At 46.3% G+C, this 13,186-nt stretch carries 12 protein-coding genes; all 12 read right to left on the bottom strand.

Going from position 1 to position 13,186, the window contains the following annotated elements; genetic code table 11:
• Positions 1 to 369: 369 nt before the first annotated feature.
• The 12 genes from lysS to ftsH all read right to left on the bottom strand — a co-directional run bounded on the left by lysS (position 370) and on the right by ftsH (position 13,148).
• Positions 370 to 1,860 (bottom strand): lysine--tRNA ligase, encoded by a 1,491-nt coding sequence (lysS, locus tag HDC33_RS16195; RefSeq protein WP_179393611.1) that lies wholly within the window; start codon positions 1,858 to 1,860, stop codon positions 370 to 372.
• A 149-nt stretch (positions 1,861 to 2,009) separates the two neighbouring features.
• Entirely contained in the window at positions 2,010 to 3,038 is a 1,029-nt protein-coding gene (gene dusB, locus HDC33_RS16190) for a tRNA dihydrouridine synthase DusB (RefSeq protein ID WP_370457496.1), read from the bottom strand.
• Positions 3,039 to 3,103: 65 nt separating this feature from the next.
• Positions 3,104 to 3,589 carry a 2-amino-4-hydroxy-6-hydroxymethyldihydropteridine diphosphokinase gene (gene folK / locus HDC33_RS16185; protein ID WP_370457495.1) on the bottom strand — a complete coding sequence of 162 codons (486 nt, stop codon included), beginning with the start codon at positions 3,587 to 3,589 and terminating at the stop codon, positions 3,104 to 3,106.
• Complete coding sequence (folB, locus tag HDC33_RS16180; RefSeq protein ID WP_179393610.1) at positions 3,586 to 3,954, bottom strand: dihydroneopterin aldolase; 369 nt, start codon at positions 3,952 to 3,954, stop codon at positions 3,586 to 3,588. Before folB ends, folK begins: the two co-directional genes overlap by 4 nt.
• Before the next feature lie 11 nt (positions 3,955 to 3,965).
• The gene (gene folP / locus HDC33_RS16175) at positions 3,966 to 4,817 is read right to left on the bottom strand and encodes a dihydropteroate synthase (protein ID WP_179393612.1); all 852 of its coding nucleotides are present in this window, start codon (positions 4,815 to 4,817) and stop codon (positions 3,966 to 3,968) included.
• Positions 4,817 to 5,671, bottom strand: a complete 855-nt coding sequence (gene pabC, locus HDC33_RS16170) for an aminodeoxychorismate lyase (RefSeq protein WP_179393609.1) — start codon at positions 5,669 to 5,671, stop codon at positions 4,817 to 4,819. Before pabC ends, folP begins: the two co-directional genes overlap by 1 nt.
• 16 nt (positions 5,672 to 5,687) lie before the next feature.
• Positions 5,688 to 7,097, bottom strand: a complete 1,410-nt coding sequence (locus HDC33_RS16165; protein WP_179393608.1) for an anthranilate synthase component I family protein — start codon at positions 7,095 to 7,097, stop codon at positions 5,688 to 5,690.
• Between the two features lie 232 nt (positions 7,098 to 7,329).
• Entirely contained in the window at positions 7,330 to 8,256 is a 927-nt protein-coding gene (gene cysK, locus HDC33_RS16160; RefSeq protein WP_179393607.1) for a cysteine synthase A, read from the bottom strand.
• A 192-nt stretch (positions 8,257 to 8,448) separates the two neighbouring features.
• Positions 8,449 to 9,372 (bottom strand): peptidyl-prolyl cis-trans isomerase, encoded by a 924-nt coding sequence (locus HDC33_RS16155; RefSeq protein ID WP_179393606.1) that lies wholly within the window; start codon positions 9,370 to 9,372, stop codon positions 8,449 to 8,451.
• Complete coding sequence (hslO, locus tag HDC33_RS16150) at positions 9,350 to 10,237, bottom strand: Hsp33 family molecular chaperone HslO (protein ID WP_179393605.1); 888 nt, start codon at positions 10,235 to 10,237, stop codon at positions 9,350 to 9,352. Before hslO ends, HDC33_RS16155 begins: the two co-directional genes overlap by 23 nt.
• Before the next feature lie 17 nt (positions 10,238 to 10,254).
• Positions 10,255 to 11,019 (bottom strand): type III pantothenate kinase, encoded by a 765-nt coding sequence (locus tag HDC33_RS16145; RefSeq protein ID WP_179393604.1) that lies wholly within the window; start codon positions 11,017 to 11,019, stop codon positions 10,255 to 10,257.
• A 107-nt stretch (positions 11,020 to 11,126) separates the two neighbouring features.
• A complete protein-coding gene (gene ftsH / locus HDC33_RS16140; RefSeq protein ID WP_179393603.1) occupies positions 11,127 to 13,148 on the bottom strand; it encodes an ATP-dependent zinc metalloprotease FtsH in 2,022 nt (673 codons plus the stop codon).
• Between the last annotated feature and the right edge of the window lie 38 nt (positions 13,149 to 13,186).

Raw genomic sequence — 13,186 nt, 5'->3', positions numbered from 1 at the left:
AGCTTACTAAGAAACGTTTTGCTCAAGTGCGTTAGCACTCTCGCTGTATTTCATTGACGTTTTGCTGTTCAGTTTTCAAGGTTCATTCGAGAGTAATCGTATTGTGTTCCTCTCACTCTCAGTTATCGTTGTTTCGGTGACAACTTTTATATCATATCAAGTTAGGCCGTCCGTGTCAACAACTAATTTCAATTTCTTTTTTCGTTGTTTGACTGTTTTCGATATGTCGGACTGGCAACGTTATCTAATATAACACCTGGTCTTTTTAAATGCAACACTAATTTCAAAAATAGTTTCAATTACTTCTCCAGTAAAACAAAAACCGCTATACAAGGCCCTTTCAAGAGGCATGCATAGCGGTTATTACCTTTATTCTTTTGAACGCATCTGCGGGAATAGAAGGATGTCACGAATCGATTGCGCATTTGTTAACAGCATGACAAGTCGATCGACACCGATTCCAAGCCCACCAGTAGGCGGCAATCCATATTCAAGTGCTTCAATGAAGTCATCATCCATATCGTGCGCTTCGTCATTCCCTTGTTCTTTCTCAACAAGCTGTGATTCGAAGCGTTCGCGCTGATCGATTGGATCATTCAGCTCTGTAAATGCATTCGCGTGTTCACGACGTACAATAAACAATTCAAACCGATCTGTAAAGCGGCCGTCTTCCGCATTTTTCTTCGCAAGCGGAGAGATTTCAACCGGATGTCCATAGATGAATGTCGGTTGCACAAGTTGCTCTTCAACTTTCTGTTCGAAGAATTCATTCAACACATGTCCTACTTCCATCACCGGCTTCACTTCTACTCCGTGTTCTTTGGCTAGCGCATGAGCTTCTTCCTTCGTCATCTCTTTCCAGAAGTCGACGCCCGTGTATTCTTTTATCGCGTCAGCCATATGTAGACGAGTCCACCCCGGCGCTAAATTAATCAGATCTTCCCCATATTGTACTTGCGTTGTACCAAGCACGTCCTGTGCAATGTGTGCAACCAGATTTTCCGTCAATTCCATAATATCGTTATAATCCGCATATGCTTCATATAGTTCTATCATTGTGAATTCAGGGTTGTGACGAGTTGAGATTCCTTCATTACGGAAAACACGTCCGATTTCATACACTTTCTCGAGTCCGCCGACAATAAGGCGCTTCAAGTGGAGTTCAATTGCAATACGCATATAGAGCGTCATGTCGAGCGCATTGTGATGTGTAACGAACGGACGTGCGGAAGCTCCGCCTGCAACAGCATGAAGCATCGGTGTTTCCACTTCAAGAAAACCTTGTCCATCCAAGTAACGGCGCATCGACTGGATGATCCGGCTTCTCAAGATGAAAGTTTCTTTACTGCCTTCCGTTGCAATCAGGTCCAAATACCGTTGGCGGTAGCGCTGTTCGATATCTTTCAATCCGTGGAACTTCTCCGGCAAAGGACGCAGTGCTTTTGTAAGGAATGTGAACTCCGTCGCTTTAATAGATAGTTCACCGACTTTTGTTTTGAAAATCGTTCCGGAAATTCCGACGATATCACCAAGGTCTGTACTATTGAAGAGTTTGTACGCATCCTCACCGATTGCATCTTGTCTTACATAGATTTGAACTTGACCACCAAGATCTTGGAGATTCGCGAATCCAGCTTTCCCTTTTCCGCGCTTCGTCATAATACGGCCTGCGACTGTCACTTCATGTGGTGTTTCATCAAGCTCTTCTTTCGAGAGCCCTTCATAGCGTTCCCTAATTTCATTTGAGAGATGTGTCCGTTCGAATCTTGAGCCGAATGGATCCATTCCACTTTCCCGTATATCTTCCATCTTCTGGCGTCTCACCAAAAGCTGATCGTTCATTTCATCCAAGTGTGACATTTCTTTCACTCCTTCATCATTATCCGTACATTGGATAGCATGCATCTATTGTACACAATTTGCGCCGCCTGGACACGCTTTACTTATCCGCATCCCCGATTGGTTCATAAAAAAAGCTGCCACAATACTGGCAGCCCGGATTATCCGATTCAAACGGCACTTACACCCACTGCCACTTGCTCACGTTGCATCATTTCATCGGCAAAGCCGTTCATCAGGCTGGTTAATTCATCAGCCGTTTCCATTGTATTGATTAGGTTGCGTATTTTTGCGTTACCTCGAATTCCCTTCATATACCAAGACGCATGTTTGCGCATTTCGCGTACAGCGACATGTTCACCTTTCAACGCCATTAGACGCTGGAAGTGAAGAAGACATACATCAATTTTCTCACGCGCAGTCGGTTCACCCATCAGCTCACCCGTCTCGAGGTATTGGACAGTACGATAGATCATCCAAGGATTCCCCAAAGCTGCACGCCCGATCATTACACCGTCAACGCCTGTTTGGTCCAGCATTCGTTTCGCGTCTTGAGGTGTTTCCACATCGCCATTTCCGATTACAGGGATAGATACCGATTCCTTCATCTGGCGGATGATATCCCAGTTCGCTTTGCCTTCATACATTTGTAAGCGCGTCCGTCCGCGGACAGCAACTGCCGCGCCGCCCGCAGCCTCGACCGCTTTAGCATTTTCCACCGCAAAGATATGTTCATCATCCCAGCCGATGCGCATCTTCACACTAACCGGTTTATCGACATTATCAACGACAGCTGAAACCATCTCATGAATTTTGTTAGGGTCAAGAAGCCATTTCGCTCCCGCCTCACATTTGATAATTTTGTTTACAGGACAACCCATATTGATATCTATGATGTCTGCCGCCGTATGTTTGTCGACGTATTGTGCAGCGTCAACGAGCGTCTCTTTTACTCCCCTGAAAATCTGCAGGGATAATGGATACTCACGTTCATCTATATGAAGCATACCCATCGTCCGATCGTTTTTGTACACGATCCCTTTATCACTGATCATTTCCGCATATACGAGTCCGGCACCGAACTCTTTAACCGTCAAGCGGAAAGCCGAGTTGCAAATACCTGCCATCGGTGCAAGGACAACACGGTTGTCCATTGTAATGTCACCGATTTTAAATCGTCTCTCTTTACTATCATTCACTCAATTTCTTCCTTCCCTTTAAAAGCCCATTACCTATTTTCACCGACTAGATGGCTAGAGACATTTCATTCGCCTTCTAGCAGGAAATCATCGACCCCGTTAACTTTCTTCCAAAGTAAAACACCTTCATCCGGCATCGGATCTGCCATTAAAGGTGCAATTTCCAGAAGTGGAACGAGAACAAAAGCCCGCTCATGCATTCTCGGATGCGGTACTATCAAGTTCTCTGTTATAATATTGTCGTTATTATACAACAATACGTCAAGGTCAGCAGTCCGCGGACCCCATCTTATATCGCGAACCCGGCCTAGTCCATGCTCAATCTTTTGACACACTTCCAACAGGTGCTGCGCCGCTAAATCCGTTTCCACGCACAATACCATATTTAAGAAATCGGCTTGCTCAGTAAAACCGACAGGTGCTGTTTCATAAACCGACGATACCGAAGTAACCGTTATCCCTTCATGAAAATGAAGTCCCCGCACAGCTTCCGTCAGATGACGCAACCTATCTCCGATGTTCGATCCGATTGAGACATAAGCCACATTCACACGAAACGCCCCCTTGTAATATCGACCGACACCGACACATAATGACCAGGAATTGGCGGATCTGGTTTGACTAGCACAACACGGACGCCAGTCACTTTATCCGCAAACTTCTCCAATACATCAGCCGCAATTACTTCTGCAACTGTCTCGATTAATTTTACAGGTTCACCTTCGATAATCGATTTGCACACACTATATACTTCCGCATAATTCACCGTCTTATCCAGATCATCTGTTTTTCCAGCTTCCGCAAGATCTGTAGCCAACGATACCGTCACTCGGAAACGCTGGCCAAGTTTCGTTTCTTCGGGCAGCGCCCCGTGATAACCGTAAAACTCCAATTCATTCAGATGAATATAATCCATACTGCATCCTCCTATTGTTCGAAATCCGATTTCCCGGTTAGCACATCCATCATTTTCGCCATACGCGCAATTTCTCTCACGTCATGGACCCGCATAATGTGACAGCCATGTTCAATTCCATAACAGACCGTTGCACCTGTACCTTCCAGCCGTTCCTTGACAGGCAATCCCAGCACACTTCCGATAAGCGACTTCCGTGATGTTCCGAGGAGGACAGGATAGCCCATCTCAGAAATCCGATCGAGCCCTTGCATCGTCCATATGTTTTGAATTGCATTCCGAGCGAAGCCGATGCCTGGATCGAGCCACATATTTTCATGCGCTACGCCTGCCGCAGCTGCAATACGGACACTCTCTTCCAAGTCGGCGATTACTTCATCCATGAAATCACTTTCGTATACCGCCTTCTCGCGGTTATGCATCAAAATAATCGGCACATTGTACTTCGCCGCAACGTCGGCAATATATGGCTCACGTTTAGCCCCCCATATATCGTTTATAATCTGCGCACCCGCCAGCACCGCTTCTTCCGCGACTCCCGCCTTATATGTATCAATCGACACCGTGCATCCTAGTTCTTTCGTCAATGCCTTAATGACTGGAACTATTCGTTCAAGCTCTTCTTCCAACGAAATCGGGATATGCCCAGGACGAGTCGACTCACCGCCTACATCGATGATTTTCGCGCCGTCGCGAAGCATCCCTTCCGCATGCTTAAGCGCAGTATCAATTCGTCCGTATTTTCCACCATCTGAAAACGAATCCGGTGTGACATTCAAAATCCCCATAATAACTGTTTCTTTTTTGAAATCCATTTCTGTGTTTCCAAACTTGTATGTGTCGCGTGCATGAGCCAACTTCATCAACAGCTACCTTCTTTCATCTGATTTAACGCTTGTATATACTTTTCATGCAATTTTTTATAATAAACGCCTGAAGCTCCCGGAAGCCGAGTTTCTTCTATCATAGATAGCGGCACAAGTTCCTGCACTGCATTCGTGACGAAAAGCTCGTCCGCCCCTTCTACATGTCCTTTGCCGTAAAACCCTTCATCCACTACGATTCCATCAGATTTAGCACACTCAATGACAAAGGCACGCGTCGTCCCCGGAAGAATCCCCGTTTCGATAGCCGGTGTAAACAGTGCGCCATCCCTCACCCAAAAGACATTTGACGTAACGCCTTCCGCGACAAAACCTTGCGCCGTCACGAAAAGCCCTTCTATCTCTTTCAATGAAGGCAGCTCCAACCGCCCCCGTACATTGTTCAGGAAGTTATGTGATTTGTGGCGCACAGCACTTTCCGGTTGGTTACGCGGGGTGTCGAGCCAAACCGCTCTTTTTTCTGTACCACGAACAGTTGAAGCCAATTCTTTTCTGAATAAAATGACGTTCGGCGATGTGTAGGATGAAGGTGCTAGCCCAATGTCATGGACGCCCGCCGAGACATTTAACCGGAAGTATCCGTCCTGACAACCACTTAATTCATCCAATCTACGGATCGCGGCAAGGATTTCTTCCCTATTATAAGGCATCTCAATCCGGTATTCCTTGAGTGCACTGTTTAGTCTGTCCATATGTTCATCATACAAGAATACGTCGCCTTCATAGGTCCGGAATGTTTCAAAAAAACCGGCGCCATATAGAAATCCATGATCGAACGGGGATATCTTCAATTCCTCCGCCCGCAGGTATTCACCATTCATCCAGCACCACATACCGAGTCCTCCATTCTTACTTTTCTGCCATCACCTTCGCTTGCCAAAGAGCTTTTGCTTTATTCAGCGATTCAACGTATTCCGCTTCAGGCGATGAATCAGGGACAAGGCCTGCCCCCGCTTGGATATGTGCAATCCCCTCCTTGATGTATGCTGTCCGGATGACGATATTCAGTTCGAAATCGCCGTTAAAACCAAACCAGCCAATCGACCCTGTATATAAACCTCTTCGTGTCGGTTCGAGTTCTTCGATGATTTCCATCGTCCGTAGTTTCGGAGAACCTGTAATTGAACCACCCGGAAATACTCCTTTGACGATGGCAGCATTCGAAATGCCTTCGGCGGCTGTTCCGCGGACGTTCGACACGAGGTGCATGACGTGCGAATATTTTTCCACGACCATGAATTCATCCGTTTCCACCGTTTCAGGTGCACAAATGCGTTCAAAATCTTCCCGCTCCAAATCTACGAGCATAATATGTTCGCTCGTTTCTTTTTCATTTGATAATAAGTCCGCTTGCAGTATTTCGTCTTCGTCTTCGTTTTTCCCTCTCGGTCGCGTCCCGCCAATTGGTCGCGTACTCAATTCATCCCCACGCTTTTTCACTAACAGTTCAGGTGAACCTGAGACGACGGCAAATTCCGGCGAACCGAGTGACGCCATATAAGGTGATGGATTAAATGAACGAAGCGCTTCATACATATCAAGCGGATTTGCAGTAAGCACTTTTGATTGTCTTACTGAGAGATTAACCTGAACGACATCTCCCTGCGCAATGTAATTCTGCACATCGCGGACCATCTGTTCAAACTGAGGTCTGTTTACGGATACAGCGAGATCATCTTCACCTACGGAGATTTCTGCCGCTTTGCCCGGTGAAAACACCTGTTTTTCCAATCCTTTTGAAGCGGCCGCGATCCATTCGGATTCCAAATCATCCGGGTCCAATCCGAGATTTGGAAGAGTCATGAAATAAGCCGTGTCCGTCTTGACGTCAAGTACTGCCCAGCGGTCGAATAAATAGAAAAACAGGTCAGGTGTATCTAGGTCGTCTACCGTTCCGACCGGGATAGTTTCATAGCGCCGAACGTAATCGTAACTGATAAAACCGGCTACACCGCCTTGAAAATCGGGCAGGCCCGGAATAGATTCCATTTCATACGACCGGATGAAATCGGTCAGTAGTTCGAGAGGCTCCCCTTCTCTCACTTCTTCCGTTCCATCACGCCAGATAAGTTGTATTTTATCTCCATTCAATGTCCGCAATGTGACGAGCGGATCAACCCCCGCCATACATAACGCACCACCACGCCCACTTTCAAGAAGGATATGACTATCATGCTTATGTGCTAATTCCTTATATGTATAGAAAAATTGTTCTTTCGTCATCGCCGACTTTGTATAAGCTATCTCTTGTTTGTGCATTCCGATTTCCTCCCGAAAACAATTAGTACCTTCATCTTACCGCGCGAAAGCCGCTTAATGCTATAAAAAGAAAAGCGGATGGCATCTTTTTATTTGGGGAGCGATCATAATACACTGCTGACAAATCATATACTCTCGCCAACTGATCTCATTTCACAGCGGAACGACCGGAACGTAAACATTTAATCAACAAAAAAAGAAGGAGCACCTCGGCTCCTCCTTTCTTCCTCTATTACTCTTCATCAAATTGATAAAGCGGTGTGCTCAAGTACCGCTCGCCGTTCGATGGGAGAATCGCCACAACTTTCTTCCCTTTTCCAAGTTTTTTCGCCACTTGCAGTGCCGCAAAAATCGCTGCTCCGGATGAAACACCACCGAGAACACCCTCTTCGCGAGCTGCACGCCTTGCAGTATCGTATGCCTCGTCGTTCGTCACTGCAATGATTTCATCATAAATATCCGTGTTGAGAACTTTAGGTATGAACCCGGCACCGATTCCTTGGATTTTATGCGGTCCTGGCTTTCCGCCTGAAAGTACAGCAGAGTCCGTCGGTTCGACAGCGATGATTTGAACTTCCGGGAAGCGCTCTTTCAAGACACCTCCCGCACCCGTAATCGTTCCTCCCGTTCCAATTCCAGAGATGAACGCATCCACACGATCTAGCGCATCTGCAATTTCAGGACCCGTCGTCAAACGGTGAATTTCAGGATTCGCTTCATTGTTGAACTGTTGCGGCACAAACCATCCATTTTCCTTTGAAAGCTCTTCCGCTTTTCCGATGGCACCTTTCATTCCTTCAGCACCCGGTGTCAGCACAAGATCTGCACCATAAGCACGGAGCAGATTGCGTCGTTCCGTACTCATTGTATCCGGCATGACCAGAACGGCTTTATAACCTTTTGCCGCCGCAATCATTGCAAGGCCTATTCCTGTATTGCCGCTTGTCGGTTCAATAATCGTGCTTCCTTCTTTTAGAGCTCCCGACTTTTCTGCCGCCTCAATCATTGCAAGTGCTATGCGGTCTTTAACACTGGATCCAGGATTCATATATTCCAGTTTCAAGTAAACGTCCGCGTCATCCGCGCCCGTCATTCTGTTCATTTTAACAAGAGGTGTTTTCCCAACAAGATCTGCTATCGAGTTTCCAACTAACGTCATCATTACCCTCTCCCAATCCCTACTATTTTGATATGCTATATTGTATTAATCTTACTACCATTCTGTGTTCATTGTCAACGTTCGAATGCCCACTATATGTATTATTTTCCCTATCCATTCACACTTATTCTCCTGAAATTAGAAAAGCTATCCGGATTGACCAATTTACATTGGTTTTCGAATAGCCGACTTTCATTTACCGTAAAACCATTTTGCATCAAACTCTTCCCAAAATGCCTCAGGACTAACAGATTGCGAAATTTGTTCAAGCGCAAGTTCGCGCTTGATATGATCTTTTACTTCCTTGAATTTAAATGACTGCCCTTTCACGACTTCACTTACACGAACTACAGCAAATGTACCGTCACTCAACTCTATCACTTCACTCGTAGAATTCTCTGTCGCACCGGATGCAGCCTTAACGATGGCCTTATCGATTGAATCGGTTGAATCGTTGATGTATCCAATATCTCCACCCAGACTGGCCGAAGCAAGATCCATCGACCGTTCTTTTGCAAGAACGTCAAAACTCGAACCTTTGGACAACTCTTCTATCGTCTGTTTCGCCTCGTCCATAGTCGGCACAACGATGATAGCTGTCCGATAAGCCGTTTGAATATTGTATAGCGCACTATTTTCATCATATTGCTTCTTTATCGCACCGTCTTTTACAACGACGTCTTTCGTTAACACTTTTTCAAGGATAAGATTGGATCGGATTTTTTGCCGCATCGTTTCTTCATCTTGACCTGAATGGGAGCGGCCATCCACAGAACGGATGAGGGCAATTTCAAGATTAACCTCTTTATCTGACACTTTGATCCCGTATCGGTCCGCCGCCACTTCCATCACTTTGTCATTCACAAGATTAAGAAGTGTTTCACGTCCAACTTCCTTTTCCATCGCCGTCATCCATTGTTCCCTGGTGATTGGCTCGCCGGAGACCGACGCAACCACTTCATCTGTCTGCTTTGGCTTATTTGGCATAAGCCAACCGACAAACCAGAAAATATTGAAAGCAAAAAGAATTCCAATCAAGATAACGAGCGGCCTCGTCTTCAGTTTGCGCTTTTTTGAACTTTCCGTTCCTGTATCAGGCTTCCGATTGTATTTCATCGATAAAGCCTTCCAACTCTTCTTTCGGATACATATACGTTTCCATGCAGAAGTGACAATGCGCTTCCGCTTTTCCATCTTCGTCGATCATTTCTTGGATTTCTTTTTCGCCCAGGCCGATAATAGCATTGCCAAATCGTTCTTTCGAGCAATTACACGCAAATGCAACATCCATGCGGTCAAGAATTTCCAAATTATCCGCCCCCAGGACTTCGGCGAGAATCTCTTCAGGTGTCAGACCACGGGCGATTAAGGTTGAAATCGGTTCAACGTTCGCAATACGCTCTTCCAGTTTTCCAATCGTTTCATCCGACGCGCCCGGCATAACCTGAATAATGAAACCACCGGCTGCCTTTACCGTATTGTCCGGATTCACGAGGACGCCAAGTCCCACGGCTGAAGGCACTTGTTCTGAAACGACGAAGTACTCGGTAAAGTCTTCGGCAATTTCACCAGATGTAATCGGAACCTGTCCTGTAAAGTAATCGCGCAGACCGAGATCCTTTACAACTGTCAGCATACCGTCCGTTCCAACAGCGCGCCTTACGTCAAGTTTTCCTTGTTCATTCAAGTCGAAATGTGTTTGCGGATTCGATGCATATCCGCGGACTTCCCCATGTGCATTTGCATCGATGACCATTGAACCGATGGGGCCGTTGCCATTAACTTTGATCGTTAATTTATCTTCGCCTTTTGACATGGCACCCATCATGACCGCTGCAGTCATCGACCGGCCCAGAGCGGCTGTCGCTGTCGGCCACATCGCATGGCGGCGTTGAACTTCTGCTACCGTTTCTGTTGAGCGGGCTGCATACGCACGGATGGTCCCATCGAACGCCAGCGCTTTTACCAGGTAATCATTCATTTTTATCCCTACTCCTTTTACATGTTTCTTTCATATATGAGATGAAGCCCTTTCAGCGTCAGGAAATTATCCACGATATCAATTACCGTAGTTTCACTTGCGATCAAATCAGCAAGTCCTCCTGTAGCGATGACTGTGGGTTCTATTTTACTTTGTGCTTTCATGCGGGCAACAATACCATCGACTTGTCCAACATATCCATAAACGATCCCGGCCTGCATAGCTGCCACCGTATTTTTACCTACAACATGATCCGGTTTGGTCAATTCAATACGCGGCAGTTTAGATGCCCGATCGAATAATGCTTCCATCGATATTCCGATACCCGGTGCAATTGCTCCACCCATGTACTCCCCTTTTTCATTAACATAACAATAGGTCGTCGCCGTCCCGAAATCAACGACGATTAGCGGATTCCCATATTCATGAATCGCTGCAACCGCATTGACAATACGATCCGCCCCGACTTCACGCGGGTTTTCATACTTGATGTTTAATCCCGTTTTGAGTCCCGGACCTACAACAAGCGGTTTTTGGTTAAAATACTTTCTGCACATCTGCTCAAGCGGGAACATTACCGGCGGAACAACCGATGAAATGATAATGCCGGTTACATCCTCGAAAGAGAGTCCAACGTGCGAAAACAGCGACTTCACTTGCATCGCATATTCATCTTCCGTCTTATGTCGATAAGTTTCCATACGCCAATGATGTTTAAGTTGCCCCTGTTCATAGACACCAAGGACAATATTCGTATTTCCTGTATCCAGCACTAATATCATAATAGTTTCCTCGCTAACTTCGTCATTTTCCAACACATCATACCACATTCCTACGTATAGAAAAAAGCCGACTGCTTCAAAAGAAACAGTCGGCTCTCATTGGGTGTTTAATCTCTGCGTTCTTCATCAATCGGTTTAAGAGGTTGGTCCCCTGTGGAATCTTTCGGCAAATCGCCGATTGACGGATCCGTAGGCGCTCCCGTTGAATCGGAAATGACTGTGTCATCGCCCCCAACTTTCGGTTCAGAAGCATCAACTTTCTCGTCCAAGCCGTAACGGCCATATGGACGATCAGGCAATGTTCCATGATCTTTCAGGTGATTGATTTGCTCCGCATCAAGTGTTTCCACTTCAAGAAGCGTCGTTGCAATCAAATCAAGCAATTCGCGTTTCTCTGTAAGAATCTCTCTCGTACGAGCATATTGTTCTTTGATGATACGTTGCATTTCTTGGTCGATTTCATATGCGATTGATTCGGAATAGTTCTGTTCGGAGTTGAAGTCACGACCAAGGAACACTTGCCCTTGGGACTGCCCGAACTGCATAGGTCCAAGCTTATCGCTCATCCCGTATTCCGTTACCATTGAACGTGCAATACCGGTTGCGCGTTGGAAGTCATTGTGAGCTCCAGTCGAAACTTCACCAAGGACGATTTCCTCTGCAACACGGCCTCCAAGAAGTCCGGCAATCTTATCGAGAAGCTCAGGTTTCGTCATGAAGTAACGATCCTCTTTCGGAAGCATGACAGCATAACCGCCCGCCTGTCCGCGAGGGACGATTGTTACTTTATGGACGATTTCAGCGTCATCGAGCATAAGCCCAACAACAACGTGACCCGCTTCATGGAAAGCTACAATATCGCGTTCTTTTTTCGATATGACACGGGTCGTCTTGGCTGGTCCCGCAATAACACGGTCAGTTGCTTCGTCAATGTCCGCCATATCGATTTTCGTTTTATTACGTCTTGCAGCAACAAGTGCCGCTTCGTTCAATAAGTTCTCAAGGTCCGCACCCGAAAATCCTGGTGTACGTTGTGCAAGCGCCTTCAGGTTGACAGTATCGTCAAGGGGTTTGTTGCGCGCATGAACTTTAAGGACTGCTTCTCTACCTTTTACATCCGGTCGGCCAACCGTAATCTGACGGTCAAAACGTCCAGGACGAAGAAGTGCAGGGTCGAGGATATCCGGTCGGTTTGTCGCAGCAACGATGATAACTCCTTCGTTCTCGCCAAAACCATCCATTTCAACAAGAAGTTGGTTCAGTGTTTGTTCACGTTCATCGTGTCCACCACCGAGGCCCGCGCCTCGTTGACGGCCGACTGCGTCGATTTCATCGATGAAAATAATACATGGTGCATTCTTTTTAGCGTTTTCGAAAAGGTCACGTACACGTGATGCCCCGACTCCGACGAACATCTCAACGAAATCAGATCCTGAGATTGAGAAGAACGGTACACCCGCTTCACCTGCAACCGCACGTGCCAACAATGTTTTCCCTGTACCTGGAGGTCCTACTAACAGGATCCCTCTCGGAATACGTGCGCCGACTTCGACGAATTTACTTGAGTCCTTCAGGAAATCAACGACTTCCACAAGTTCCGCTTTTTCTTCGTCCGCGCCAGCAACATCTGTGAAACGAACCTTTTTGCGATCATCTGTATGAAGCTTCGCCTTACTCTTACCGAAGTTCATAACACGGCCACCGCCGCCACCGCCGCCTTGTGCCTGATTCAACAGGAAGAAGAACAAAATAAAGATGATGATGAATGGCAGAAGACCCGTGAAAAAGGATACCCATGCGCTCGCCACAGGAGTCGGAAGGATTACAATTTCCGTTTTGGTCTCTAAAGCAAGAGTACGAATATCTTCTTGTGTAGCGACATCATTCATGATGTTCGTCACAAATTCCTCGCCCTCTTCATAGCCTTCCATTACACCCTTCACTTCGAGAACAAGCTGAACGGGCTGCAGGCTTACTGACGTCACTTTTCCACTTTCCAACGCAGTAATAAATTCATCGTACCGAATTTCTTTCATTTTCGGATTTGTATTGTTTAGTGAACTGAATATCCCCATGATTGCAAGAAATATCAGCCCGTATAATAGAAAGTATCGAAGTATTCGATTCATCCCAAGCCTCCTCATTTCATTAGACAGAAAACTAGTGT

This window comes from Sporosarcina sp. JAI121, assembly GCF_013408665.1.
Taxonomy (GTDB): Bacteria; Bacillota; Bacilli; order Bacillales_A; family Planococcaceae; genus Sporosarcina.
Note: the sequence above shows the minus strand (reverse complement) of the source record. Positions and strands in the feature narration are given on the sequence as shown.